The organism is Microbacterium neungamense, from assembly GCF_024971095.1.
GTDB classification, from domain to species: domain Bacteria; phylum Actinomycetota; class Actinomycetes; order Actinomycetales; family Microbacteriaceae; genus Microbacterium; species Microbacterium neungamense.
The window spans coordinates 1,990,923-2,016,401 of record NZ_CP069717.1 but is presented as its reverse complement, the minus strand read 5'-3'; the positions used below and the strand labels follow the sequence as shown (position 1 = coordinate 2,016,401).

The 25,479-nt window shown below is 72.0% G+C and carries 27 protein-coding genes and 1 tRNA gene; 16 read left to right on the top strand and 12 right to left on the bottom strand.

Annotation, left to right across the window (positions count from 1 at the left end; translation table 11 throughout):
• Nucleotides 1-13: 13 nt before the first annotated feature.
• Complete coding sequence (locus JSY13_RS09805) at nt 14-691, bottom strand: response regulator transcription factor (protein WP_259606503.1); 678 nt, start codon at nt 689-691, stop codon at nt 14-16.
• A 59-nt stretch (nt 692-750) separates the two neighbouring features.
• Here JSY13_RS09805 and JSY13_RS09800 point away from each other — a divergent pair, with 59 nt between their 5' ends.
• The gene (locus JSY13_RS09800; RefSeq protein ID WP_259606502.1) at nt 751-1,413 is read left to right on the top strand and encodes an IMPACT family protein; all 663 of its coding nucleotides are present in this window, start codon (nt 751-753) and stop codon (nt 1,411-1,413) included.
• Nucleotides 1,414-1,540: 127 nt separating this feature from the next.
• Here the strand turns inward: JSY13_RS09800 and JSY13_RS09795 are convergent, their stop codons facing one another.
• Nucleotides 1,541-2,089 carry a type 1 glutamine amidotransferase domain-containing protein gene (locus JSY13_RS09795; RefSeq protein ID WP_259606501.1) on the bottom strand — a complete coding sequence of 183 codons (549 nt, stop codon included), beginning with the start codon at nt 2,087-2,089 and terminating at the stop codon, nt 1,541-1,543.
• Between the two features lie 255 nt (nt 2,090-2,344).
• Here JSY13_RS09795 and JSY13_RS09790 point away from each other — a divergent pair, with 255 nt between their 5' ends.
• From JSY13_RS09790 to JSY13_RS09775, 4 genes are all read left to right on the top strand, one after another.
• On the top strand, nt 2,345-2,755 hold the full coding sequence (locus tag JSY13_RS09790) for a hypothetical protein (protein ID WP_259606500.1): 411 nt from the start codon (nt 2,345-2,347) through the stop codon (nt 2,753-2,755).
• Nucleotides 2,746-2,817, top strand: a tRNA-Lys gene (locus JSY13_RS09785). Before JSY13_RS09790 ends, JSY13_RS09785 begins: the two co-directional genes overlap by 10 nt.
• A gap of 103 nt (nt 2,818-2,920) precedes the next feature.
• A complete protein-coding gene (locus tag JSY13_RS09780; protein ID WP_259606499.1) occupies nt 2,921-3,550 on the top strand; it encodes a DNA-directed RNA polymerase subunit beta in 630 nt (209 codons plus the stop codon).
• 787 nt (nt 3,551-4,337) lie between these two features.
• The gene (locus JSY13_RS09775; protein WP_259606498.1) at nt 4,338-5,219 is read left to right on the top strand and encodes an aminodeoxychorismate lyase; all 882 of its coding nucleotides are present in this window, start codon (nt 4,338-4,340) and stop codon (nt 5,217-5,219) included.
• 40 nt (nt 5,220-5,259) lie between these two features.
• On the opposite strand, the gene pstB is transcribed toward JSY13_RS09775, so the two are convergent.
• The 7 genes from pstB to JSY13_RS09740 form a co-directional block, all read right to left on the bottom strand.
• Nucleotides 5,260-6,039 (bottom strand): phosphate ABC transporter ATP-binding protein PstB, encoded by a 780-nt coding sequence (gene pstB / locus JSY13_RS09770; RefSeq protein ID WP_259606497.1) that lies wholly within the window; start codon nt 6,037-6,039, stop codon nt 5,260-5,262.
• Between the two features lie 22 nt (nt 6,040-6,061).
• The gene (gene pstA, locus JSY13_RS09765) at nt 6,062-7,147 is read right to left on the bottom strand and encodes a phosphate ABC transporter permease PstA (RefSeq protein ID WP_259606496.1); all 1,086 of its coding nucleotides are present in this window, start codon (nt 7,145-7,147) and stop codon (nt 6,062-6,064) included.
• Between the two features lies 1 nt (nt 7,148).
• A complete protein-coding gene (pstC, locus tag JSY13_RS09760) occupies nt 7,149-8,141 on the bottom strand; it encodes a phosphate ABC transporter permease subunit PstC (protein ID WP_259606495.1) in 993 nt (330 codons plus the stop codon).
• Nucleotides 8,142-8,283: 142 nt separating this feature from the next.
• A complete protein-coding gene (gene pstS, locus JSY13_RS09755) occupies nt 8,284-9,387 on the bottom strand; it encodes a phosphate ABC transporter substrate-binding protein PstS (protein ID WP_259606494.1) in 1,104 nt (367 codons plus the stop codon).
• Between the two features lie 187 nt (nt 9,388-9,574).
• Nucleotides 9,575-10,513 (bottom strand): NUDIX hydrolase, encoded by a 939-nt coding sequence (locus tag JSY13_RS09750; RefSeq protein WP_259606493.1) that lies wholly within the window; start codon nt 10,511-10,513, stop codon nt 9,575-9,577.
• Nucleotides 10,510-12,675: an RNA degradosome polyphosphate kinase gene (locus JSY13_RS09745; RefSeq protein ID WP_259606492.1), complete on the bottom strand. Its 2,166-nt coding sequence runs from the start codon at nt 12,673-12,675 to the stop codon at nt 10,510-10,512. The genes JSY13_RS09750 and JSY13_RS09745 overlap by 4 nt, the downstream gene beginning before the upstream one ends.
• Nucleotides 12,676-12,714: 39 nt before the next feature.
• The gene (locus tag JSY13_RS09740) at nt 12,715-13,386 is read right to left on the bottom strand and encodes a response regulator transcription factor (RefSeq protein WP_259606491.1); all 672 of its coding nucleotides are present in this window, start codon (nt 13,384-13,386) and stop codon (nt 12,715-12,717) included.
• Between the two features lie 40 nt (nt 13,387-13,426).
• On the opposite strand from JSY13_RS09740, the gene JSY13_RS09735 reads away from it, so the two are divergent.
• The 5 genes from JSY13_RS09735 to JSY13_RS09715 all read left to right on the top strand — a co-directional run bounded on the left by JSY13_RS09735 (nt 13,427) and on the right by JSY13_RS09715 (nt 17,672).
• Nucleotides 13,427-13,717: a hypothetical protein gene (locus JSY13_RS09735; RefSeq protein ID WP_259606490.1), complete on the top strand. Its 291-nt coding sequence runs from the start codon at nt 13,427-13,429 to the stop codon at nt 13,715-13,717.
• 194 nt (nt 13,718-13,911) lie between these two features.
• Complete coding sequence (locus JSY13_RS09730; RefSeq protein WP_259606489.1) at nt 13,912-14,514, top strand: nitrobindin family protein; 603 nt, start codon at nt 13,912-13,914, stop codon at nt 14,512-14,514.
• A 2-nt stretch (nt 14,515-14,516) separates the two neighbouring features.
• On the top strand, nt 14,517-15,623 hold the full coding sequence (ygfZ, locus tag JSY13_RS09725; RefSeq protein WP_259606488.1) for a CAF17-like 4Fe-4S cluster assembly/insertion protein YgfZ: 1,107 nt from the start codon (nt 14,517-14,519) through the stop codon (nt 15,621-15,623).
• A 129-nt stretch (nt 15,624-15,752) separates the two neighbouring features.
• The gene (locus tag JSY13_RS09720) at nt 15,753-16,577 is read left to right on the top strand and encodes a class I SAM-dependent methyltransferase (RefSeq protein WP_259606487.1); all 825 of its coding nucleotides are present in this window, start codon (nt 15,753-15,755) and stop codon (nt 16,575-16,577) included.
• A gap of 351 nt (nt 16,578-16,928) precedes the next feature.
• On the top strand, nt 16,929-17,672 hold the full coding sequence (locus JSY13_RS09715) for a phosphoglyceromutase (protein WP_259606486.1): 744 nt from the start codon (nt 16,929-16,931) through the stop codon (nt 17,670-17,672).
• Between the two features lie 58 nt (nt 17,673-17,730).
• On the opposite strand, the gene JSY13_RS09710 is transcribed toward JSY13_RS09715, so the two are convergent.
• The gene (locus JSY13_RS09710) at nt 17,731-18,600 is read right to left on the bottom strand and encodes an NmrA family NAD(P)-binding protein (RefSeq protein ID WP_259606485.1); all 870 of its coding nucleotides are present in this window, start codon (nt 18,598-18,600) and stop codon (nt 17,731-17,733) included.
• 76 nt (nt 18,601-18,676) lie between these two features.
• On the opposite strand from JSY13_RS09710, the gene JSY13_RS09705 reads away from it, so the two are divergent.
• Nucleotides 18,677-19,429 carry a helix-turn-helix transcriptional regulator gene (locus JSY13_RS09705; RefSeq protein WP_259606484.1) on the top strand — a complete coding sequence of 251 codons (753 nt, stop codon included), beginning with the start codon at nt 18,677-18,679 and terminating at the stop codon, nt 19,427-19,429.
• On the opposite strand, the gene phoU is transcribed toward JSY13_RS09705, so the two are convergent.
• Nucleotides 19,426-20,118 carry a phosphate signaling complex protein PhoU gene (phoU, locus tag JSY13_RS09700; RefSeq protein WP_259606483.1) on the bottom strand — a complete coding sequence of 231 codons (693 nt, stop codon included), beginning with the start codon at nt 20,116-20,118 and terminating at the stop codon, nt 19,426-19,428. The genes JSY13_RS09705 and phoU overlap by 4 nt on opposite strands.
• Before the next feature lie 193 nt (nt 20,119-20,311).
• Between phoU and JSY13_RS09695 the strand changes: the two genes are divergently transcribed.
• Nucleotides 20,312-21,532: a sensor histidine kinase gene (locus JSY13_RS09695; protein WP_259606482.1), complete on the top strand. Its 1,221-nt coding sequence runs from the start codon at nt 20,312-20,314 to the stop codon at nt 21,530-21,532.
• Complete coding sequence (locus JSY13_RS09690) at nt 21,529-22,212, top strand: response regulator transcription factor (protein WP_259606481.1); 684 nt, start codon at nt 21,529-21,531, stop codon at nt 22,210-22,212. Before JSY13_RS09695 ends, JSY13_RS09690 begins: the two co-directional genes overlap by 4 nt.
• A 70-nt stretch (nt 22,213-22,282) precedes the next feature.
• On the opposite strand, the gene JSY13_RS09685 is transcribed toward JSY13_RS09690, so the two are convergent.
• Complete coding sequence (locus JSY13_RS09685) at nt 22,283-22,831, bottom strand: DNA modification methylase (protein ID WP_259606480.1); 549 nt, start codon at nt 22,829-22,831, stop codon at nt 22,283-22,285.
• Between the two features lie 133 nt (nt 22,832-22,964).
• On the opposite strand from JSY13_RS09685, the gene JSY13_RS09680 reads away from it, so the two are divergent.
• The 3 genes from JSY13_RS09680 to ispD all read left to right on the top strand — a co-directional run bounded on the left by JSY13_RS09680 (nt 22,965) and on the right by ispD (nt 25,439).
• Nucleotides 22,965-23,447, top strand: coding sequence for a CarD family transcriptional regulator (locus tag JSY13_RS09680; RefSeq protein ID WP_259606479.1), 483 nt, complete (start codon nt 22,965-22,967; stop codon nt 23,445-23,447).
• Nucleotides 23,448-23,518: 71 nt separating this feature from the next.
• The gene (locus JSY13_RS09675; RefSeq protein WP_259606478.1) at nt 23,519-24,229 is read left to right on the top strand and encodes a DUF1345 domain-containing protein; all 711 of its coding nucleotides are present in this window, start codon (nt 23,519-23,521) and stop codon (nt 24,227-24,229) included.
• A 16-nt stretch (nt 24,230-24,245) separates the two neighbouring features.
• On the top strand, nt 24,246-25,439 hold the full coding sequence (gene ispD / locus JSY13_RS09670) for a 2-C-methyl-D-erythritol 4-phosphate cytidylyltransferase (protein ID WP_259606477.1): 1,194 nt from the start codon (nt 24,246-24,248) through the stop codon (nt 25,437-25,439).
• Nucleotides 25,440-25,479: the final 40 nt, after the last annotated feature.

Here is a 25,479-nt window from a genome sequence, read left to right as displayed (position 1 = left end):
CCGGCCGGCCATCTCAGCCGCCCCCGGCGGCGAGCCGGTAGCCGGCGCCCCGCACCGTCTCGATGGCCTCGCGCCCGAACGGGCGGTCGATCTTGCCGCGCAGATGCCCGATGTACACCTCGACGATGTTGGCGTCCCCGTCGAAGTCCGAGCCCCACACGTTCGCGATGACCTCGGGCTTGGTGACGACCTCGCCGCGGCGCCGCATCAGGAAGTCCAGCACCGCCAGCTCGCGCGCGGTGAGGGAGACCTCGGTCCCGCCGCGGAAGACGCGTCGGGCGGCCGGGTCCAGGCGCAGGTCGCCGGCCTCCAGCACCGCCGGGCGCTCCCGTCCGCCGCGACGCACGAGGGCACGCAGCCGGGCGACGAGCACCGGATAGGAGAACGGCTTGGTCAGCCAGTCGTCGCCTCCGGTGTCCAGGCCCTCCACCTCGTCCCACTCGCCGTCCTTCGCGGTGAGGAACAGCACCGGGGTCCAGATCCCGGCCGCGCGCAGCGCCTGGCACACGCGGTAGCCGCTCATGCCGGGCATCATCACGTCGAGGACGATGGCGTCGTAGTCGTGGTCGCTCGCCATCCGCAGGCCGTCGGGCCCGGTATGCGCGACGTCGACGACCATGCCCTCCGCCTCCAGACCGCGACGGATGCCGTCGGCGAGGCGCACCTCGTCGTCCACGAGCAGTATCCGCATCCTGCCAGTCTGGCCGGTCGCGGCTGAAGCGCAACTGAAGCGGGCCGTAGCCTGGGAGGGTGCACGCCGACTCCGCCGATCTCCCTGCCACGATCGCGGAGCCGGTGGACCACGAGCTCGTGATCCGGAAGTCCCGCTTCCTCGCGCACGTCGCACCCGTGGCATCCGTCGAGGAGGCGGATGCCGTGATCGCCGGCGCCCGCCGCCGGGCGTGGGATGCGCGGCACCACTGCAGCGCGCAGGTCCTCGGGCTGTACGGCGACCGCGCACGCTCCTCGGACGACGGCGAGCCGTCGGGGACGGCGGGGATGCCGATGCTCGAGGTGCTGCGCCGGCGCCGCCTCACCGACGTCGTCGCGGTGGTCACGCGCTACTTCGGCGGGGTCAAGCTCGGCGCGGGCGGGCTCGTGCGGGCCTACTCCTCGGCGGTGTCCGAGGCGCTCGACGGCGCCCGGCTCGTCGACCGACGGACGTTGCAGCAGGTGCGCATCGCAGTGCGGCATGCGGATGCCGGACGCTACGACCACCTGCTCCGCGACTGGGCCGCTCGGCGCGAGGTCGTGCTGGGCGAGACGCGCTACGGCGCGCAGGCCGTGCTCGAGGTGTGGTCGCCCGGGGACGCGGCCGCCGCGCTCTCCGCGGAGGTGTCGGCGGCGAGCGGCGGCGCCGTGGCGGCGGAGCTCACCGGCATCGAGCGCATCGTCGACGTGCCGCGTCCCTAGGCCGGTCTGCGCGCGGCATCCGGCCGGCGGACGTGCGTCGGCTCGCGGCCGCGGCATCCGTCTGTCGGACGTGCGTCGGCTCGCGGCAGCGGCATCCGGCCGGCGGACGTGCGGCTGCTCGCGGCGCTCAGGCGGTCTGGCCGCGATGCGCGCCCTCGGCGACCTCCTCCAGGACCTTCGCGTTGAAGGCGGGCAGGTCGTCCGGGGTGCGGCTGGAGACGAGGCCCTGGTCGACGACCACCTCCCGGTCGACCCACGCGGCGCCCGCGTTGCGCAGGTCGGTGGCCAGGCTGGGGTAGCTGGTCAGGGTGCGGCCGTCCACGACGCCGGCCTCGATGAGGATCCACGCGCCGTGGCAGATCACGCCCACGGGCTTGTGCTGCTCGAAGAAGGCCCGCACGAACGCCACGGCGTCCTCGTCCATGCGCAGGTGGTCGGCGTTCACGACGCCGCCAGGGAGGACGAGCGCGTCGAAGTCGTCGGCCGACGCGTCCGCGACGTGCAGGTCCACGGTCTGCACGTGCCCGTTCTTGCCGGTGATCTCGTCCGCCGTCGGCGACACCATGGTCGCCGTCGCACCGGCGCCGGTGAGCGCCTGCCAGGGGGAGGTGAGCTCGCTGTCCTCGTACCCGTTCGTGGCCAGGAATGCGACCTTCGCGTCCGACACGTTCGCCATGGTTCATCCTTTCCCTGTGTTCCGTGGTGACGTCCTCAGAGTGGGGACGAGGAACAGCATGCAACGGCGGCCGGGCGCGAGCGAGGGGGTGGTCGTCGACCCGGGATCGTGTTATCGAGGCCGGTGATCGACGGTGCGCGGCGCGGCTGGGAGAGGACGCGATGGGTTCGGTTCCTTGGTGTCTTCGGCAGGAGCGCCCGCTGCGGCCGCGGACGATCGCCAGTTGTCCCCCATGCGTTCATATGTGACGATCGCATGGCAGTTGCGACACCGGACATCGCACTTGGCGATCTCGGCGGTGAGGATCGGGATGCTGAAGCCGTTGCGAACCAGCTGCATGACGCCGTCACGCTTCGCCGTACCTGGGCGGTGGTCGAAGTCGAGCACACGAACATCGGCAATTCCGCAATCCACGCAAGGGTGCTGGCTCAAGTACTCGGCGATAAAGGCGATGCTCCTTTCCCTCTGGGCAACCGTGCGAGCCCGGATGACAGAGATGTGATGCTCGCGATTGCGTCGGTAGTACGCACGAGACGACTCGCGGTTGCATTCGCGACAGACCTCTTGCAGCCCGTCCGGGCGGGAGGACTTCCGGTTGAAATCTGTGAGTGGTCTAAACTTCTGGCAGGTGCCGCACCTCTTCTGTGCAGGCGTCTGCCCCCGTAGCTCAGAGGCAGAGCAACCGGCTTTTAACCGGTGGGTCGGGATGTCGGAATTCCCCGGGGGCACCTCTCCGTCGGTCATCTCGTCTCCTCAATTCGGTCATCGCCACGCTACGCTGAGCCGGGGACATCGATGAGCTTCGCGGCCGACCGGCGTACCCTGGATCGGGTGCCAGAGCAGTTCCATCGCCCCGTTCGCCGGCCGCCGGAATCCTTCGACAACATCGTCGGAGCCGCGGACCCGGCCGAGCAGGCGCGCGTCGCGCACGCGACGGCGGCGGCGCTGCTGGAGCGCACGCGTCGGGACGAGACGGGGGAGACTGCGGAACGGCTGATCGCCTTCGCGTCGGAGCACGGCATCGATGAGATTGCCGAGCTGTGGTCGCACGCACCTGCGCGGTCGCTTCCGGGCGCACTGTGGCGGCTCTATCTGCTGCAGATCGCGATCCGCTCGGATGCCACGACCACGGCGATGCTGTACGAGCGCGGGCGCGTGGAGCTTCGTTCGGCGGATGCCGTGATCGCCGGCGCTCCTGCACCCGCCGGCCCCGGCGAGCTCGTCGCCCTGGTGGACACGATCCTGCGCGGCGTCTTCCGCGGCGACTTCGCGGTCGCCCTGGATCGCGCCGCGGCGTACTGCCGGGTGCAGGCATCCGGGGCCACGCACACCGCAGACGACTACGAGGCCACCGAGCCCGGGCGCGCCAGCGACCTCACGCGCCGCGCCCTGCGGCTGAGCACGTACGCCGACGACCTCACCGCCTCCGCCTCCGCCTGGCGCCGTGGCGCCCTGACCTGACGGGCCTGCCTCCGCCCGGCCGGTCCGCCTTCGCGGTCGCCGGGAGCTTCTCGCATCCAGGAGGCCCCTCGGGGGTGCGGGATTCTCCCGGCGTTGAAGGGTGCCCCGGTCGTCGGGAGCTTTCCGCATGGGAAACGGAGCCGCGAGGTGCGGGTTTCTCCCGGCAGTGAAGGGGCGCGGCGTCGTCGGGAGCTTTCGGCACGGGAGTCGGTCCCGGGAGGTGCGGGTTTCTCCCGGCGGGATCGGAGCGCCGGCGCTGGGAGGTTCTTGCATCCGAGGGCCCTCGGGAGGTGCGGGTTTCTCCCGGCGGGGTCGGGACAGCGCCGTCGGGAGGTTCTTGCATCCGCGAGGGCCCTCGGGCGTGCGGGATTCTCCCGGCAGTGGAGGAGTGCGCCGTCGCGAGGAGCTTTCCGCATGGGGGACGGGCGTGGGAGGTGCGGGATTCTCCCGGCGGCGGAGGAGTGCGCTGTCGCGAGGAGCTTTCCGCATGGCGGACGGCCGCGGGAGGTGCGGGATTCTCCCGGCGGGGATGGGGCGGCGGATGCGGTGGGGGCGGATGCACGGACGGATGCGGCGGCGGAAGCGACGACGGACGCGACGGCGGGATGCCCCCGGCCCACGCCCGGCGCAGACCCGCCCGGACATGAAAGGGCCGGGCCGCAAGAACGCCTCTCGGCGGAAGGCCGCTCGCAGCGGCAGAAGTTGGAGCCCGGGGTTATGCGGCCCGGCCGATCAAGTGTAACGCGTCCGGCGGCGGGGTATTCCCCGGAGCCCTAAGCTCGTTCCCATGGCAGCCCGGTTCGCCCTCATGATCACCCCCGCCGACGCCGCGGACGACCGCGCCGACTTCTCCGACACCTTCACCGAGGTGGATCCGTCCGCGCCGGCGCTCAGCGTCGGCGAGCTCAGCACCCAGCGGGGCGACGGTGTGTTCGAGTCGATCGGCGTGATCGACCGGCACGCGCAGGAGGTCGAGCCCCACGTGCAGCGCCTCGCGCACTCCGCGAAGCTGTGCGACCTGCCGGCCCCGAACCTGGAGCAGTGGCGTCAGGCCGTGCAGCGCGCGGCATCCGCCTGCCCGCCGGGCGAGGCCGTGATCAAGCTCATCCTCAGCCGCGGCGTGGAGCACGGCCCGGCCCCCACCGCCTGGGCGACGGCCGCACCCGCGCCCGACTTCAGCGCGGTGCGGCGGGACGGCGTCCGGGTGGTCACCCTCGACCGCGGCTACGACCTCGGCGCCGCCGAGCGCGCGCCCTGGCTGCTGCTCGGCGCGAAGACCCTGTCCTACGCGGTGAACATGGCGGCGCTGCGCGAGGCCCGCCGCCGCGGCGCCGACGACGCCGTGTTCGTCACCAGCGACGGCTACGTGCTCGAGGCGCCCACGGCGTCGCTCATCATCCGCACCGGCGACCGGTTCCTCACCCCGGCGCCGTCCGGCGGCATCCTGCACGGCACGACCCAGCTGAGCGTGTACGAATGGCTCGAGAAGCAGGGCTTCCAGGCCGAGTACGCCACGCTCACGGCATCCGACCTGGCGAAAGCGGATGCCGCGTGGCTGGTCTCCAGCATCCGTCTCGCCGCGCCGATCACGGCCGTCGACGGCGCACCGCTGCCCACCGACCCCGACCTCACGGCGTCGCTGAACGCCTACCTGCTCTCCCCGCGCTGAACCCGGGCGCCGGGGACGCGACCGGCGCCATCACGAGAATTCACCCGAAGCGGCCGGAGACGTAGTCCTCGGTCGCCTGCACGGACGGGGTGGTGAAGATCGTCCGGGTGTCGTCGTACTCGATCAGCTTGCCGGGCTTGCCCGTGCCGGCGATGTTGAAGAACGCGGTCTTGTCCGACACGCGGCTCGCCTGCTGCATGTTGTGCGTCACGATGACGATGGTGTACTCGTTCTTCAGCTCCTCGATGAGTTCCTCGATCGCGTAGGTCGAGATCGGGTCGAGGGCCGAGCACGGCTCGTCCATCAGCAGCACCTCCGGGGCGACCGCGATCGCCCGCGCGATGCACAGACGCTGCTGCTGACCGCCGGAGAGACCCGAACCGGGCTTGTCGAGCCGGTCCTTGACCTCGTTCCACAGGTTCGCGCCCATCAGCGACTTCTCGACGAGGGCGTCCTCGTCCGAGCGGGACATGCGCTTGTTGTTCAGCTTCACGCCGGCCAGCACGTTCTCGCGGATCGACATCGTCGGGAACGGGTTCGGACGCTGGAACACCATGCCCACCTGGCGGCGCACCAGCACCGGGTCGACGCCGGGGCCGTAGAGGTCCTTGCCGTCCAGCAGCACCTCGCCCTCGACGCGGGCGCCCGGGATGACCTCGTGCATCCGGTTCAGGGTGCGCAGGAACGTGGACTTGCCGCACCCGGACGGGCCGATGAACGCGGTGACGCTGCGCGGCTGGATGTCGAGCGAGACGCCCTCGACGGCGAGGAAGTCGCCGTAGTAGACGTTCAGGTCGTTGACTTCGATGCTCTTGGACACGGGGGTTCCTTCGGGTTGCGGCTCAGCGGCCGTTGGTCTTCGGGGCGAACCACTTGGCGATCAGGCGCGCGAGCAGGTTCAGCAGCATGACGATGAGGATGAGGGTGAGCGCGGACGCCCAGGCGCGGGCGACGGATGCATCCGCGTGCGCGCCCTGGTTCATGTACTGGCTGTAGGCGAACACCGGCAGGGTCATCATCTGGCCGTTGAACATGTTCGTGTTCAGGCTCGCGGTGAATCCGGCGGTCAGCAGCAGCGGCGCGGTCTCGCCGATGACGCGGGCGATGGCCAGCATGACCGAGGTGGTGATGCCGGCCATCGAGGTGGGCAGCACGACCTTGAGGATGGTCAGCCACTTCGGCACGCCCAGCGCGTAGGCGGCCTCGCGCAGCTCGTTCGGCACGATCCGCAGCAGCTCCTCGCTGCCGCGCACCACCACCGGCACCATCAGCACGGCGAGGGCCAGCGCGCCCATGAAGCCCATCGAGATGCCGGGGCGGACGAAGAGGGCGAACACCGAGTAGATGAACAGACCGGCGACGATCGACGGGATGCCGGTCATCACGTCCACCAGGAAGGTGATGCCCTTCGCGATGCGGCCGCGGCCGTACTCGACGAGGTAGATGGAGGTCATCAGCCCGATCGGGACCGAGATCACGGCGGCGGTCAGGGTGACCAGGACGGTGCCCCAGATGGCGTGCACGATGCCGCCGCCGTCGCCGACGATGTTGCGCATCGAGAAGCTGAAGAACTCGGCGTCGAAGCGCTGCAGGCCGTTCGCGACGACCGTCCACAGCAGCGAGATCAGCGGTAGCAGGGCGATCGTGAACGCGGTCGCCACGAGCGCCGTCATCAGCCGGTCGACGGCCTTGCGGCGGCTCTCGACGATCGACGAGAGCACCGTGATGAGCACCATGTACAGCAGGACGCCGACGATCACGGCCCCGGCGATGTTGAAGTCGGCCAGGTCGGCGCCGATGGACGCGACGCCGAACACGACGAAGGACACGGCCAGGCACGCCCCGAGCAGCGCCCACGGCGCCCAGCGCGGGAGCCGGCCGGAGGTGAGCGAGCCGCCGGAGACGACGGGTGCGGTGAGGACGGTCATGTCAGTTCGCTCCCGAGAACTCGGCCCGGCGCGCGACGATCCAGCGCGCCACGGCGTTCACCGCGAAGGTGACGACGAACAGGATCAGGCCGGTGGCGATCAGCGTGTTCACGCCGGTGTCGTGCGCCTCCGGGAAGGCGAGGGCGATGTTCGCCGGGATGGGCGTCGGGTTGGTGGAGGTGAGCACCAGGAAGCTGACCACCGCCGAGGGGGAGAGCACCATGGTCACCGCCATCGTCTCGCCGAGGGCGCGGCCCAGGGCGAGCATCACGGCCGAGACCATGCCGCCGCGGGCGAAGGGCAGCACCGCCATCCGGACCATCTCCCAGCGGGTGGCGCCGAGGGCGAGGGCGGCCTCCTCGTGCAGCTTCGGGGTCTGCAGGAACACCTCGCGGCAGATGGCGGTCATGATCGGGATCACCATGACCGCGAGCACGAGCGCGGCGGTCATGATCGTGCGGCCGGTCGAGGAGACCTGGCCGCCGAAGATCGGCACCCAGGCGGCGTTCTCGTTCAGCCACGCGTACACCGGCTGCAGCAGCGGGGCCAGCACCAGGCCGCCCCAGAGGCCGAAGACGACCGAGGGGACCGCGGCGAGCAGGTCGATGATGTAGCCGAGCACGCCGGCCAGGCGGCGCGGCGCGTAGTGCGAGATGAACAGGGCGATGCCGATCGAGATCGGCGTGGCGATCAGCAGCGCCAGGAACGACGCCCACACGGTGCCGAACGCGAGGGGGCCCACGTACTCCCAGAACGACTCGCCCTGGAGGATGTGGTTGTCGCTCGTGTCCGGCGCGAACGCGGGCAGGCTCTGCACGACGAGGAACGTCGCGACCGCCGCGAGGACGATGAGGATGATGATGCCGGCGCCCAGCGCCGTGCCCGAGAAGACCCGGTCGCCCAGGCGCTGCTTGGCCTTGATCGGCGCAGGCGCCGGTCGCGCGGCGGGCGTGCCCGGCGAGGCGGGCGGCGCCTTCGTGGTCGTCGTGCTCATGGTCTCCTGTTTCGGGCTGGGATGCGGATGCCGGCTGTCGGGCGGGGATGCGGGATGCCGGCGGGTCGTTCCCTGACGGCCCAGGGCCCTCGCGCTCCGGGGAGCGCGAGGGCACCGGCGTCAGCGGACCGTCATGCGGCGGTCAGTCGACCTTGATCGTGTCGATCGCGGCGAGGACCTTCTCGCGGAGGCCCTCCGAGATCGGGGCGCTGCCGGCGTTGTCGGCGGCGGCCTGCTGGCCCTCCTCGCTGGCGATGTACTCGAAGTACGCCTTCACCAGCGCGGCGGTGTTGTTGTCCTCGTACTCCTCGCACGCGATCAGGTAGCTGACCAGGGCGATCGGGTAGGAGCCCTTCTCGGCGGCGGCGGGGTCGACGTCGAAGACCAGGTCGCCGGCGCCGCGGCCCTCGACCAGCGGCGAGCTCTCCACCAGCGCCGCGGCGGCCTCGGCGGAGTACTCGACGTACTCGCCGGCCACCTCGACGTGCACCTGGCCCAGGCCCTCGGTCTGCGAGGCGTCGGCGTAGCCGATCGCGCCGTTGCCGGACTTGATCGCCTGCACCACGCCGGAGGTGCCCTGCGCGGCCTCGCCGCCCTGGACCGGCCACTCGCCGTCGGGCTCGTGGGTCCACACGTCGGGGGCGGTCGCGGCGAGGTAGCCGGTGAAGGTCTCGGTGGTGCCCGAGTCGTCGGAGCGGTGCACCGGCGAGATGGCCAGGTCGGGCAGCTCGACGCCGTCGTTCTGCGCGGCGATGGCCGGGTCGTTCCACTTCGTGATGGTGCCGGCGAAGATGCCCGCGATGGTCTTCGCGTCCAGGTTCAGCGACTCGATGCCCTCGAGGTTGAACGCGACGGCGACGGGGGAGATGTACAGCGGGACCTCGACGATCGCGTCCGAGGCGCAGGTGCCGAAGCCGCCCGCGGCGACCTCGTCGTCCTTGAACGCGCGGTCGGAGCCGATGAAGTCGCTCGCGCCGGCGAGGAAGTTCTCACGGCCGGTGCCCGAGCCGGTCGGCTCGTAGTTGATGGTGACGTTCGGGTTGGCGGTCTGGAACGCGGCGACCCACGCCTCCTGCGCCGAACCCTGCGACGATGCGCCGGTGGCCTTGAGCGTGCCCTCGAGGTTCGAGGCGGCCGGAGCCTCGGAGCCCTCCGGCGCGGTGCCCTCGTTCGCGGCGCAGCCGGCGAGGGCGAGGGCGGCGACGGCGCCGATGGCGCCGATTCGAGCGATTCGGGTGATCTTCACTGTGGATCCGTTCGATCGTGGATGGGTAGAGGCCCGGTGCAGGGCACACAGTGACGTTAGGAGGGACGGTTAACGAGACTCACCCACGCAGGTGAACAGCAGGTGAACGGCTCGGGGACGGGGAACGTCGCCCGCGGACCGGCCGTTCGAGCCCAGACCCACGGTGCGTGGGCGCCCCGCTTCGCGCTCAGACCCGCGGCTCGTGCGTCTCGATCGAGATGATGCCGGATCCCGGATTCGTCAGCGACAGGTGCACGACCGAGAAGGCCGCGACGTCCAGGGCGCTCGCGCTGCCCACGTACGACCCCTGCAGCGTCCCGGTGGCCAGGGCGATCTCGGACATGATCGCCGGCAGCACCGGCCCGTGGCTGCACACCACGGCGGGCTTGCGCGCACGCACCCGCTTGCCGATCACGGAGCGGATGTCGGCGGTGCCGGCCTCCCACGCGTCCTGGCTGATCTTCGCGGTCCGCACCGGCGTGCGGCCGATCTTCTTGGCCAGCGGCGCGACGCTCTGCACGCAGCGCACGGCGTCGCTGGTGACGATGCGGCGCACGCCGAACGCGCGCAGCGGCCCGACGATCGCCTTCGCCTGGCGCATCCCGCGCTCGGTGAGCGGGCGCTCGGCATCCGGCCCGTCCCATTCCGAGCGCGGCAGGGCCTTCGCGTGCCGCAGCGCGATCACCGGGAAGGTGTGCAGCACGCCGTCGTCGACGAGGTGCGCGAACGCCTCGAGGATCTCCACGTCCACCGGGTAGCTCAGACGCGCCCGCGCCTTCTTCAGGCTCACCCACTCGATCCCGGAGATCTCGCCGTTCGGCACGAAGCTGGAGGCGCGGATCGCCTCCTCGGTGGCCTCCGCGGCCCAGTAGTGCACCACCTTCTGCCGCCGGGGGCGCAGGTGGTAGCGGCTGACCCCGACCGGCACGCCGAGGCTGACGCGGATGCCGGTCTCCTCGCGCACCTCGCGCACCGCCGTCTCGGCGAGCGTCTCGCCCGGGTCGACCTTGCCCTTGGGCAGCGTCACGTCGCGGTACTTGGTGCGGTGGATGAGCAGGACCCTCAGCTTGCCCTCGACCAGGCGCCACACCACGGCGCCCGCCGCGTACACGGCCGTGTCGGTCATCGGGCCGTTCGCTTGCGACGGCGACGCTGGATCTCGGACATGGTCCGATCCTGCAGATCCGCGAGCGGCTCGCCGGCGGCATCCTCGGCGTGTCGGGTCCACACGCCGCCGGCGCCGAGGTGCCAGGAGGCGATGCCGTCGTCCATCGCGGCGTCGAACAGCGACACCAGCTCGTGCACGTGCGCCGGGTCGCCCACCCGCACCAGCGCCTCCACCCGCCGGTCGAGGTTGCGGTGCATCATGTCGGCGCTGCCGATGAACACCTGGGGGTCGCCGTCGTTGTGGAAGGCGAAGATCCGGGAGTGCTCCAGGTAGCGGCCGAGGATGCTGCGCACCGTGATGTTGTCGCTGATGCCGGGCAGGTCCACGCGCAGGCTGCAGATGCCGCGCACCCACACGTCCACCCGGACGCCGGCCTGGCTGGCGCGGTACAGCGCGTCGATGATCTGCTCGTCGACCATCGAGTTGACCTTGATCCGGATGTGCGCGGGCCGGCCGGCCTCGGCGTTCTTGCGCTCGTTGTCGATGTGCCGCAGCAGGCCCTTGCGCAGGTGCAGCGGAGCGACCAGCAGGCGCTTGAACTTCTTCTCGATCGCGTAGCCGCTGAGCTCGTTGAACAGGCGGGTGAGGTCCTTGCCCACCTGCGGGTCGGCGGTGAACAGGCCGAAGTCCTCGTAGATGCGGCTGGTCTTCGGGTTGTAGTTGCCGGTGCCGACGTGCGAGTAGTGCCGCAGCACGCCGTCCTCCTCGCGGATGACGAGCGCGAGCTTGCAGTGCGTCTTCAGCCCGACCAGTCCGTAGACCACGTGCACGCCGGCCTTCTCCAGCTTGCGGGCCCACACGATGTTGTTGGCCTCGTCGAAGCGGGCCTTCACCTCGACCAGGGCGAGCACCTGCTTGCCCGCCTCGGCGGCGTCGATGAGAGCCTGCACGACCGGGCTGTCGCCCGAGGTGCGGTACAGGGTCTGCTTGATGGCGAGCACGTGCGGGTCGCGGGCGGCCTGCTCCAGGAACGCCTGGACGCTGGTCGCGAACGACTCGTAGGGGTGGTGCACGAGCACGTCCGCCTTGCCGATCGCCTTGAAGATGTCGGGGCGCTCGTTGCTGTCGCCGGGCTGGAAGGCGAGGGCCGTGGTCGGCACGTGCGGCGGGTAGCGCAGGTCCGGGCGGTCGACGCGGGCCAGGTCGAACAGGCCGCGCAGGTCCAGCGGCCCCGGCAGCCGGTACACCTCCTGGTCGGTGATGTCGAGCTCCTTCAGCAGCAGCTCGAGGGTGACGTCGTCCATGTCGTCGGTGATCTCGAGCCGGATCGGCGGCCCGAAGCGGCGCCGGAGCAGCTCGGCCTCGAGGGCCTGGATGAGGTTCTCGGTCTCGTCCTCCTCGATCTCCACGTCCTCGTTGCGGGTGAGCCGGAACGCGTGGTGGTCGAGCACCTCCATGCCGGGGAAGAGGTCGTCGAGGTGGTTGGCGATGAGCTCCTCGAGCCGGATGAACCGGGTGATCTCGCCGGCGCTGGGCACCTCGACGAAGCGCGGCAGCATGGGCGGCACCTTCAGGCGGGCGAACTCCTGCCGCCCGGTGCGGGCGTTGCGGATGCGGATGGCGAGGTTCAGCGAGAGCCCGGAGATGTACGGGAACGGATGCGCGGGGTCCACGGCCAGCGGCATCAGCACCGGGAACACCTGCGCCTGGAAGTAGTCGCTGAGCGTGGACCGCTCGGCGTCGGTGAGGTCCTCCCAGTCGGCGATCTCGATGCCGGCATCCGCCAGCGCGGGCCGCACCTGCTCGGTCCACACGTCCGCGTGGCGCAGCTGCAGCTTGTGCGCCTCGCGGGAGATGTCGGCGAGCACGTCGCTGGGGGAGCGTCCGACGTTCGTGGGCACCGCCAGCCCGGTGACGATGCGGCGCTTGAGGCCGGCGACGCGCACCATGAAGAACTCGTCGAGGTTGCTGGCGAAGATGGCGAGGAAGTTCGCGCGCTCCAGCTCCGGCAGCGACGGGTCCTCGGCGAGCTCCAGCACCCGCTGGTTGAACGCGAGCCAGCTCAGCTCGCGGTCGAGGTAGCGGTGGTCCGGGAGCAGCACGTCCGGGGCTTCGACCGCGTCGAAGTCGTCGTCCTCGGCGTCGCCGAGCCCTGCATCTGCCAGTGCCGGTTCCATCATGGGGTACATCCTTGCACCGCGCGGTGACGCCCGTGTGAACTATTCCGCGCGCGGGTGGTCGTCGTCGAAGAGGTTGAAACGGTAGCCGACGTTGCGGACCGTCCCGATGACGTGCTCCGCCTCGCCGAGCTTCGCGCGCAGCCGCCGCACGTGCACGTCCACGGTGCGGGTGCCGCCGAAGTAGTCGTAGCCCCACACGTCGCTGAGCAGCTGCTCGCGCGTGAACACGCGGGACGGATGCGTGGCGAGGAAGTGCAGCAGCTGGAACTCCTTGTAGGTGAGGTCCAGCGGCTTGCCGTGCAGCTTGGCGGAGTACGACTGCTCGTCGATGGTGATCCCCGAGACGTGCACGCCGGTGGGCTCGGAGGCCTCCGCCCTGGCCAGGAGCAGGCGGATGCGGGCATCCGTCTCCGCCGGACCCGCGGTGCTCAGGATGACGTCGTCGAATCCCCACTCGGCCGCGACCGCGCTCATCCCGCCCTCGCCCACCACCAGCAGCACCGGGGTGTCGTTGCCGGCGGTCTCCAGCAGCCGGCACAGCGACTTCGCCTGCGCGAGCTGGGTGCGCCCGTCCACCACGATCACGTCGGCGTCGGGCGCGGAGGCCAGGCGCGCGGCATCCGCGGGATGCTGCCGCACCCCGTGCGAGAGCAGCTCGAGCGCGGGCAGGACGCCGTCCGCGTCGGCGGAGAGAACCAGCAGCTGGGCCACGCCACCATGCTAGGGGCAGTGCATGGGTGACAATGGGGGCATGTCCGAACCGGCCCTCGCCCCGCGCAACGCGTTCCACGGCGTCGTCGCCGTGTGGATCGTGTCGTTCGTCACCGCGATCCTCCTCGGGTTCCTCGTGCCCGAGGCCGAGCGGGTGCGGTGGGTGCTCATCGCGTTCGGCGCGATCATCCTGCTGTCCTTCGCGGTGCAGCTCGCCTACGGGCGGGTGCAGGGCTTCATCGTGCGCACTGCGGGCAGCGTGATGGGCGCCCTGGCGCTGATGGGCATCGTCTCGATCGGCTTCGCCCTGGCCGCGCTGGGCGGCGCCTGAGCATCCGGCGCCCCGTCGCGCCCGGCATCCGCGGCCCGCGCGTGGCGGCGAGTGACTAGAGTGGAGGCATGGACCTCGTCGCGCTCGAAATCTTCTTCCTCGGCCTCCTCGGCCTGGCGAGCCTCGCGATCGCCTTCGTCTCCGGCGTCGTGCTGCTGAACCTGTTCCGCGGCCAGCGCTGATCCGAGGACGTCGTGCGCGATCTGCCGACCGACCTGCCCGCCGACATCGTCCCGCTGTCGTGGCTGCTGGGCGTGTGGGAGGGCACCGGCGTGATCGACTACACCGCCGGTGACCATCACCATCAGGGCGAGTTCACGCACCGCGTCAGCTTCAGCCACGACGGCGGTCCGTTCCTGAACTACGCCGCGACGGCCTCGTTCCTGGGCGCCACGGGCGACGAGCCGCCGGTGCCGCTGCTGGCCGAGACCGGCTTCTGGCGGGTGTCGCGCCGGCAGACCGCGGCGGATCCGGGCCCGGCGCTGCTGCCGCCGAGCGAGAGGTCCGCCGCGCGCACCGCGGAGGACGTCGAGGAGCTGCGCACCTCCGACGGCTTCCCGATCGAGGTGTCGCTCGCGCACTCGGACGGCACCCTCGAGCTGTACCTGGGGCGGATCGCCGGTCCCCGCATCGACATCGCCACGGATGCCGTGGTGCGCACCGCCGGGGCGAAGGCGTACACCGCCGCCTCGCGCATGTACGGTCTCGTCGACGGGCACCTGCTGTGGGCGTGGGACATCGCCGCCGAGGGATCCCCGCTCGCCTCGCACGCCTCGGCCCGGCTGGCGAAGGTGTGACCGTGGACCTCGGCAGCATCCCCGGGGCCGTCCGAGACGGCGAGACCATCGCGCACTTCGGCGACCCGATGACGGAGCAGCGCCGGCTGGCGGCCGGTGCGGCCGTGGTGCCGCTCGGCGATCGCCGGCTGATCGAGGTCGCCGGCGAGGACCGGCTGACCTGGCTGGACTCCATCACGTCCCAGGCCGTCGCCGGGCTGCGACCGGGGGAGAGCACGGAGCTGCTGGTGCTCGACCCGCACGGCCACATCGAGCACGCCGCCGGCATCATCGACGACGGGGTGTCCACGTGGCTGATCGCGGATGCCGGGGACGCGGACGGACTGGCCGCCTGGCTGCAGCGGATGGTGTTCCGGTCGCGGGTGACCGTCACGCCGCGTCCGGAGCTCGCGCTGGTCGGCTTCCACGCCGGCGGGGAGGCCGAGGCGGCGGTGCCGGCGTACGCCCCGAACGGGGTGCCGCTCGTCTGGCGCGACCCGTGGCCGCAGGTCCAGCCCGGCGGGCACCAGTACGCGCAGGCGGCCGGGCATCCGTCCGCCGGGTTCGCATGGTGCGTCGCCGTGGTCGCGGAGGATGCCGAGCTCACGGGGCCGTCCGCGGTGCCGTTCGCGGGGGCGCTCGCCGCGGAGGCGCTGCGCATCGCCGCGTGGCGGCCGCGCTGGGCGACCGAGGTCGACGAGAAGTCCCTGCCGCACGAGACCGACTGGATCCGCAGCGCGGTGCACCTGAACAAGGGCTGCTACCGCGGGCAGGAGACGGTCGCGAAGGTGCACAACCTCGGGCATCCGCCGCGCCGGCTCGCCGCCCTGCACCTGGACGGCAGCGACGCGGTGCTGCCGTCGCCCGGCGACCCCGTGCTGGCCGGCGACGCCGAGGTCGGCCGGATCACCTCGGCCGCGCGGCACCACGAGGACGGCCCGATCGCGCTCGCGATCCTGTCGCGGCGCGCCCCCGAGGGCGACCTCGTCGTCCGCAGCGACGGCGTGGACATCGCCGCCGCGCAGCAGGTGATCGTGCCCGCGGATGCCGGGGCCACCGCCGACGTCCCCCGCCTCACCAGGCTCTCCCGCCGCCCGGAGGCCGCCCCCGGCAGTCCTTCCGGTCTTTGAGCCCCTCCCGTCGCTGACGCCTTCCGGTCGCTGACGCCCTCCGGTCGTTGAGTCCTTCCGGTCGTTGAGCGAGGGCGCCCGGAGGGCGCCCGAGACGAAATGCCCGCGCCGGCGGGGGAGAATGGGGGGATGGCGCGTTCTCCGCTCGGTCGGCCCACACGGGGGACGACGGGGACGAACCGGCTGCGGCGGAACGACCGGTGGATCGCGGCGAGCCCGGCGTTCCGCGCGGCATCCGACCCTCTCGTCGTCGACCTCGGGTTCGGGGCCAGCGGGGTGACGGCCTTCGAACTGGCCGCGCGGCTGCGACGGCACCGCGCCGACGCCGAGGTGCTCGGCCTGGAGCTCGACCCGGAGCGGGTCGAGACGGCGCGCGCGCAGCTCGCCGAGGTGCGCGCGGGGCGCACCCCGTTCCCGCCCGACCTGCCGGTGTCGTTCGCGCGCGGGGGTTTCGAGGTGCCGCTCCCGGACGATCGCCGGCCGGCGGTCATCCGCGCCATGAACGTGCTCCGGCAGTACGACGAGGGCGACGTGGGGGAGGCGTGGCGGGCGATGGCGTCGCGCCTGGCGACCCGCGGGATGCTGTGCGAGGGCACCTGCGACGAGATCGGCCGGATCGCGTCGTGGGTCGACGTCGCCCCGGACGGGAGTCCTGTCCGCTTCACGATCTCGCTCCGGCTGGCGGAGCTGGAGCGGCCGGGCGTCGTGGCGGAACGGCTGCCGAAGGCGCTGATCCACCGGAACGTCCCCGGGGAGCGCGTGCACGAGCTGCTCGCCGCTCTCGACCAGGCGTGGGACCGCGCGGCCGGTCTGTCGGTGTTCGGCGCCACGCAGCGGTTCGCCGCAGCCGTCGCCGCCGTGAAGGCGGAGGGCTGGCCGGTGCTCGGGCGCCCGGCCCGCTGGCGCCTCGGCGAGCTCACCGTGCCGTGGGACGCGGTGGCGCCGGCGGAGTGAGCACCCTGCCCGCCCGGGGCGTTTCGTCTCGTCCGCGCTCCGCGCGTCCTCGCTCAACGACCGGAAGAAGCGCACCCACCTACCGCCCCACCCCAGGGCGCCCGTCCTGCGTCCCCGTCACCGGAGAGGGTTCGGCGGCCTTCCCGGAGCGAGCATCGGGAGGGGCCCGATCCGGTGCGCGAGCGGGGATGTCCTCCCGGGAGCGAGCATCGGGAGGGGCCCCGCTCGCAGAGCGGGGAGGGAACCCGCTCTGCGAGCGAAGGGAGGACATCCCCGCGGAACCCCCAGAGCCGCCGAACCCGGCCCGACACGAAACAGTCCCGTCATCGGTGCATCGCTAAGCTGGGACGCATGACGCGCACCCTGATCCTCCTCCGTCACGGCCAGAGCGAATGGAACGAGCTCAACCTCTTCACCGGCTGGGTGGACGTCCGGCTCACCGAGAAGGGCAAGGCCGAGGCGCGCCGCGGCGGCGAGCTGCTCGCGGAGTCCGGCATCCTGCCCGATGTGCTGCACACCTCGCTGCTCAGCCGCGCGATCCAGACCGCCGACATCGCGCTCGACGCCGCGGATCGCCTCTGGATCCCGGTGCAGCGCTCGTGGCGCCTGAACGAGCGCCACTACGGCGCCCTGCAGGGCAAGGACAAGGCGCAGACGCTGGAGGAGTTCGGTCCCGAGCAGTTCCAGCTGTGGCGCCGCTCCTTCGACGTTCCGCCGCCGCCGCTGGACGACCACAGCGAGTTCAGCCAGGTGAACGACCCGCGCTACGCCGGCATCGACGGCGAGGTGCCGCGCACCGAGTCGCTCAAGCTCGTCATCGACCGCCTCCTGCCGTACTGGGAGAGCGCGATCGTCCCCGACCTCGCCGCCGGGAAGACCGTGCTCGTCACCGCGCACGGCAACTCGCTGCGCGGTCTGGTCAAGCACCTGGAGGGCATCAGCGACGCCGACATCGCGGAGCTGAACATCCCCACCGGCATCCCGCTCGTCTACGAGCTCGACGAGCAGAACCGGCCCACCGGCCCTGGCCGCTACCTCGACCCCGAGGCGGCCGCCGCGGGCGCCGCGGCCGTCGCCGCGCAGGGCAAGAAGTAGCCCGCAGGTCCACGGGGAGGGGCGGATGCCGCGCGGCATCCGCCCCTCCCCGCATCCGTCACACGATCGCGGCCAGCTCGTCGCGGATCCACGACCGCAGCGTGGTGGGCGTGGTGGATGCCACGGTCCGCGGCTGCTCCGGCACGAACCCGTCGCGCAGACCGGCCGACATGCCGATCATGGCGTCCGCCCATGCCGGGGACATCCCCATCGACAGGTAGGCCTCGCGCATCTCCTCGTCGGCGATCCGCTCGGCCGTGACGCGGCGTCCGATCTCCGCGGTCAGCAGCGCCGCGACGTCGTTCCAGCTGAGGTCGGCGGGGCCGTGCGCCGCCTGCACCCGCCGGCCCGACCACCCGGTGTTCAGCAGCAGTCCGGCCGCGACCTCTGCGATGTCCCGCGGGGCGACCCACGGCATCCGGGCATCCGGCGGCAGCAGCACCGGGATCGTCCCGGCGCGGATGGCGTCCACCTGGAACGCGAGGTTGGTGAAGAAGTAGCCGCAGCGCAGATGCACGACGTCGATGCCGAGCTCGTCCAGCGCGACCTCGGTGGCCGCGAGTCCGTCGATCTCGCCGGCGCCGTGCCGCTTCTCCGCCCCGACGCTGCTCTGGAACACCACCCGGCGGATGCCGTTGGCGGTGACCGCCCGCACGAGCGCCTCGCGGGCGCGGGCGTACTCCGCGAGCGGGTCGTCGCCCGCGGCGGGCGGGCTGATCCAGTGCAGTGCGTCGACGCCGCGGGTGGCGGCCACGACGTCCTCCGCGACGCGGGAATCGGCCTCGGCGACGTCGACGACGTCCCGCAGCTCCGCGTCCAGCCGGCCGGCATCCCGGAGCAGGACCCGGGGACGCACCCCCGCCCTGATCAGGGCGCGGGTGAGGTGGCGGCCGACGTGCCCGTTCGGCGTGGTGACAGCGATCCTCATGTGTTCTCCTCTCCGGCTGTCACGCTACGGGCGGATGAGGACGACTTCTGTCCGCATCCCGTGCGAGACTCGCAGCGTGACGCCGACCGACCGCGCTCTGCGCCTGCTGTCCCTGCTGCAGGCCGGCGGGGATCTGCCCGCGGGGCTGCTGGCGCGGCGGCTCGGCGTGAGCGAGCGCACGGTGCGGCGGGATGCCCGTCGGCTGCGCGACCTCGGATACGACGTCCGGTCGCGTCCGGGGCCGGGATCGGGATACCGGCTGCATCCGGGTGTGCGCATCCCGCCGCTGCTGTTCACCGAGGACGAGGTCGCGGCCGTCGCCGCCGGGCTCGGTGTGCTCGCGGCCTGGGCGCCGGAGGACGAGGCCGCCGTCGCCGCCGCCGGGAAGCTCGCGCAGGTGCTGCCGCCGCGGCTCGCCCGGCGGGCCCGCGCGGTGGCGCTGTCGACCCAGGTGCTCCGCACCGGCATCCGTCCCGCCGTGGACGTGGCGGTGATCGGCACGATCGCGGATGCCGTGGCCGCCGGCACCCGGGTGCGGTTCTCCTACACCGACGGGGAGGGCCGCGCCACGCGGCGGCTCACCGAGCCGTACCGTCATGTGCTGCGCGGCGACGTCTGGTACCTGGTCGCCTTCGACGTGGACCGCGACGACTGGCGGCTGTTCCGCCTGGATCGGGTGACGGATGCCGAGCCCGCGCCGGGCACGGCTCGAGAGCGTCCGTTCCCCGAGGAATCGGTGGAGGCGTGGCTGGCGTCGGACTTCGGCCGCGCCCGGCCGGGGGCGCGGAGCGCGCCGGGGTCCGGGATCGCGCGGGGGCCGGGGAGCTAGTTGCGCTCCTCCTGCGCCTCGGCGGCGAGGGCGATGTCCTGCTCGTCCACGGTCCAGTCGCCGGTGGACAGGTAGACGACCTTCTTCGCCACGGCCACGGCGTGGTCGGCGAAGCGCTCGTGGTACCGGCTGGCCAGGGTGGCGTCCACGGTCGCGGTCGCCTCGCCCTTCCAGTTGTCGCTGAGCACCTTCTCGAACACGCTGAGGTGCAGCTCGTCCACGTCGTCGTCCGCGTTGCGGATCGCGTCGGCGTGGCGCAGATCCTGGGTGCGCAGCAGGTCGCTCAGGGTGCGGGAGATCTCCACGTCCAGCTCGCCCATCCGCTTGAAGGTGCTCTTCAGCCCCTTCGGGATCGCGCGCTCGGGGAACCGCAGCCGCGCGAGCTGGGCGATGTGCTCGGCCATGTCGCCCATCCGCTCGAGCGAGGCGCTCACGCGCAGCGCGGTGATGACGATCCGCAGGTCGCGGGCGACCGGCTGCTGGCGGGCGAGGATCTCGATGGCCTGCTCGTCCAGGGCGACGGCGAGGTGGTCGATCTTCGCGTCGTCGGCGATGACCTCCTCGGCCAGGGCCACGTCGCTCTGCGCGAATGCACGGGTCGCCTTCTCGATCGCAATCGTCACCAGATCGGAGATCTCGACCAGGCGGGACTGGAGGTCCTCGAGGGACTGGTGGAAGACTTCGCGCATGTCGGCGCAACCTTTCGTCGTGGGCTCGGCGGGGCTCGGGCCGAATCGGACGCGCACGGCGGCGCGGACCAGAGCCGATTGTGTTCGTCGAAGGTTAACGAACGGTGCCCAGAACGTGAATACTAGCCCGCACCGCCCGCGCAGGGGCCGCTGAGCCACGGGACGACGGGTGAACGGGCCCTACTCTGGAGGCATGCCCTCACCGCAGCTCGCGCTGATCGCACTCGCCATCGGAGTGATGATCGGCGTCGGTGTCACCCTCCTGCTCGTCTGGGCGTACCGCACCCGGGCGCGCGTCGCCGAGGAGACCTCGAACGCGATCCCGACCGGGATCACCGACGTGCTGGCGGGGATGGACGACGCCGCGTGCGTGCTGGACGCCTCCGGTCTCGTGGTCGCAACCTCGCAGGCGGCCACCCGGTTCGGGATCGAGGCGGGATCGGTGCTGGAGAACCCGGAGCTGCGCCAGCTGGTCCGCGGGGTGCGCGGCAGCGGCGGCACCGCCACCGAGACGCTGCGGCTGACCCGCGGCGGAGCCGGGCTCGACCCGCGGCTCGTCTCGGCGCGTGCCAGCGCGGTCGGCTCGCGGCTGACGCTGCTCATCATCCGGGACGTGACCGAGCGCGAGCGGCTCGATCAGATGCGCAACGACTTCGTGGCCAACACCAGCCACGAGCTGAAGACGCCGGTGGGGGCCGTGAGCCTCCTCGCCGAGGCCATCGAATCCGCGGCCGACGACCCCGAGCAGGTGCGCATCTTCGCCGCCCGCATCTCCGCCGAGGCCGCCCGGCTCGGGCAGCTCACCGGCCGGATCATGAGCCTGTCCCGGCTGCAGGCCGCGGAGGGGCTGACCGAGGTGGGGCCGGTGGCGATCGACGAGGTGATCGCGGCGTCGATCGAGGCGCACGCGGTGCAGGCCGACTCGGCCGGGGTCGAGCTCACCCGCGGCGGCGACCGCGGCGTCTGGGTGCGCGGCGACGCGCAGATCCTCATCGAGGCGGTCGGCAACCTCATCGCCAACGCGATCGCGTACTCGCCGAAGGGCTCCCGCGTCGGGATCGGCGTCAAGGCGGATGCCGAGGTGGTCGAGATCGCCGTCACCGATCAGGGCATCGGCATCTCGGAGGCCGATCGCGAGCGCATCTTCGAGCGGTTCTACCGCGCCGACGAGGCCCGTTCCCGCCGCACCGGCGGCACCGGGCTCGGCCTGTCGATCGTGAAGCACGCCACCCAGCGCCACGGCGGCGAGGTGCGGCTGTGGTCGCGTCCCGGGCGCGGCTCCACCTTCACCATGCGGCTGCCGCGGATCGACGCCCCCACCGAGGACGACCTCACCGCGAAGAAGACCAAGAAGAAGCGCGCACGCAAGGCCGGCAACGGGCGGCTGCGCGTACGGAACGGAGAGAACGCATGACCCGCATCCTGCTCGTCGAGGACGAACCCGACCTGGCCGACCCGCTGGCGTACCTGCTGCGCCGCGAGGGCTACGAGGTCGAGATCGCCGAGGACGGACCGGGCGCGCTGAACGCGTTCCGCGAGCGCGGTGCCGACATCGTCCTGCTGGATCTCATGCTGCCCGGGATGCCCGGGACCGAGGTGTGCCGGCAGATCCGGCAGTCCTCCGCGGTGCCGATCATCATGCTCACCGCGAAGGACTCCGAGGTGGACATCGTCGTCGGGCTGGAGCTCGGCGCGGACGACTACGTCACGAAGCCCTACTCCTCGCGCGAGCTGCTCGCCCGGATGCGGGCGGTGCTGCGCCGCGTGGTGCAGGCCGAGAGCGAGCTCGACGAGCGGGTGCTGGAGGGCGGCCGGGTCACGCTGGACATCGACCGGCACACCGTGTCGGTGGCCGGCGAGCAGATCAACATGCCGCTGAAGGAGTTCGAGCTGCTCGAGGTGCTGATGCGCAACGCCGGCCGGGTGCTCACCCGCGGGCAGCTCATCGACCGGGTGTGGGGGAGCGACTACTTCGGCGACACGAAGACGCTGGACGTGCACATCAAGCGCATCCGCTCCCGGATCGAGGAGAACCCGTCCGAGCCGGTGATGCTGGTCACCGTCCGCGGGCTGGGATACCGCTTCGAGGGCTGAGCCCCGCCGGGAACGTGAAGGGCCGGCCCCGCGGGGCCGGCCCTTCACGGCTGTCTGTGCCGGGAGTCGGTCAGTGCGAGGACTCCTCGTGGTCGCTCTCGCTCTCGGTCGGCTCCGGAGCCGGCGTGAAGCCGCCGGGCACCAGGTCGCGGTAGTACGGCAGGGTGCCGTCGAGCACGGGCACCTCGGCGGCCGAGCCGGCGTCGCCGCCGGAGGCGAAGTAGATCTCCACCGTCGACCCGGGCACGGCGTCCAGGCCCTCGATCTCCAGCGGGTCCTCGTCGGCGCCCAGGCTGACCCGCTCCCCGCCGGGGACGTCCACGGTCAGCGTCTCGCCGTTCACCTCGACCGTGAGGGTGGCGTCGTCGTTCGAGGTGTTCACGAGCGCCGCGACCAGGTTCCCGACCTCCCCCTCGGCGTCGGCGACGACCATCGCGTTGCGGACCTCGACCGGACCGCCGGTGGTCTCGATGTTCACGCCGTCGGAGGCGGGATACTGGATGGTGGTCGCCTGGTGCGTCAGGAACGCGCATCCGGTGGCGCCGAAGGCGACGGCGGCGCCGAGCACGGCGGTGGCGGCAAGGCGCGGAGCGACGGACGCAGCAAGGCGCGATTTCACGGATCCTCCTGAGGTGCGACGGGTGTCCTGCTTCAGTGTAGTGGGTCCGCGCCGCACGGCCGGGAGGCCGCAGGCGCGAACTTTACTGCATACCGGCTGTGGTATTCTGGAGGTTGCCGAAAGGACACGTTTTATGCTTTTTGAGGTTGGCGAAACAGTCGTCTATCCGCACCACGGAGCCGCCACGATCATCGAGGTCAAGGACCGGATCATCAAGGGCGAGACGAAGAAGTACCTGAAGCTCAACGTCACCCAGGGCGATCTGATCATCGAGGTGCCGGCAGAGAACGTCGATCTCGTCGGCGTCCGCGACGTCATCGGCAAGGAGGGCCTCGACCACGTGTTCGAGGTACTGCGCGCCCCGTTCACCGAGGAGCCGACCAACTGGTCGCGTCGTTACAAGGCGAACCTGGAGAAGCTCGCCTCGGGCGACGTCATCAAGGTGAGCGAGGTCGTCCGCGACCTGTGGCGCCGCGATCAGGACCGCGGTCTGTCGGCCGGGGAGAAGCGGATGCTGGCCAAGGCCCGGCAGATCCTGGTCTCCGAGCTGGCCCTGGCGGAGAAGATCGACGAGGACAAGGCCGGCGAACTCCTCGACGAGGTGCTCGCTTCTTGACGCGCGACAGAAGGCGGATGCTCCGGCATCCGCCTTCTTCGTCTGTCCGGACGGATCGTTACACTGACGGGATGCCCCGCCCGGCACGACGACGCACGATCCCCCTCCGCTATGACGACGGGTTCCGCGGGGCGATCGCGATGGCGGTCTCCGCGGTGTTCATGGTGGTGCCGATCGTCGCGCGACTCGTCGGGGCCGACGTGCCGGTGAGCGTGCTCGTGGCATCCGTCGGCGTCTCGCTCACCGTGTTCTCCCTCGTCTACGTGGTCTGGACGCACCGCCTGTACGCGGCGACCCCCGAGGGGGAGGCTCTGCGCATCGCAGCGGAGCAGCATCGCGGCGGACCGAGCCGGATGTCCCGCGTGGTCGGGTTCGGCGGCCCGGAGAACTGGGCGATGTCGGCCGCGGTCACCGCGCTGGTGGTCGCCATCGCGACCGCGGTCGTCTGGTACACGGATCGGATGCTGTGGCTGCCGCTGATCGCCCTCGGCACGGCCGCCCTCTCCTGGGTGCTGATGGCCTACGCGTTCGCGCTCAAGTACTTCCGGCTGCACGCCGCCGGGGAGCGGATCGAGTTCGACATCGACGAGGAGCCCGGGTTCCCGGACTTCGTGTCGCTGGCGGTGATGATCGCCGCCGCCGGGGCGCTGTCGGCGGCGACCCCGCGGACGAGGGCGGGCCTGTCCGCCGTGCGGACCCAGACCGTGATCGGCTTCGGCTTCAACTCCCTGGTGGTCGCGATGACCGTGTCGCTCGTCGTGGGGCTGCTCGGCGTCGCCTGATCGGTAACGTGAGACCGTGACCCTGCTTCCCGTCCCCACCACCGCGATCATCGTCGTCGCGGCCGGCTCCGGCACGCGGCTCGGCGCCGACGCGCCGAAGGCGTTCGTCGGCATCGACAGCCGGTCGATCCTGCGGCACGCCCTGGACGGCGTGTTCGCCGCCGCGCCCATGCAGGTCGTCGTCGTCGCCCCGGCCGGCTACGAGGGGGAGGCCGAGGCGGAGCTGCGCGCGGCCGCCGGCGATCGCGCCGACCTCGGCCGCGTCGTCACCGGCGGTGCGACCCGGCAGCAGTCCGTCGCCGCAGGGCTGCGCGCCCTGTGGGCCGACGTGACGACCGTGCTCGTGCACGACGCCGCCCGCGCGCTCACGCCGCCCGCCCAGATCGACGCGGTGGCCGATGCGGTCACCGGGCAGGCGGGCGTGATCCCGGCGCTGCCGGTCGTGGACACCCTGAAGCGGGTGGACGGGGCGGAGGTCGTCGCCGCGGTGGACCGGTCCGAGCTCGCCGCCGCGCAGACTCCCCAGGGCTTCCCCCGGCGCGCCCTCGAGGAGGCGTACGCGCAGGCGGCCGCATCCGGCACCGACCACACCGACGACGCCGCCCTGTTCGCCGCCGCCGGACACCCGGTGCGACGCATTCCCGGATCCGAACGGGCCTTCAAGATCACCACGCCCGCGGACCTGGAGCGGGCCCGGCACCTCCTCGGGCACGCCGGGGTCCCGGCGGCGCCCGCGCTGCCGCGCATCGGCATCGGCACCGACGCCCACGCGTACGGCGGCGAGGGCGACCTGTGGCTGGCGGGTCTGCGCTGGCCGGGGGGGCGGGCGCTGTCCGGCCACTCCGACGGCGACGCGGTCGCGCACGCGATCGTCGACGCGCTGCTCTCGGCGGCAGGGCTGGGCGACATCGGCACGCACTTCGGCACCGACCATCCCGAGTACGCCGGCGCCCACGCCGACGTCTTCCTGCGGCGGACGGCGCAGCTGCTCGCCGAGGCCGGGTTCGGCATCGGCAGCGTCTCGGTGCAGTTCCAGGCCAACCGGCCGCGGTTCAGCGCCCGGCGGGCGGAGGCCGAGCGGGTGCTCTCCGCCGCCCTCGGCGGCGCCCCGGTGTCGGTGACGGCCACCACCACCGACGGGCTGGGGTTCACCGGCCGGGGCGAGGGCGTCGCGGTCACCGCCGTCGCGCTGGTCGTTCCGGCGGGATGACCCGCGCGCATCCGCGGGCGTCGTGCGATGTCACCGCCCG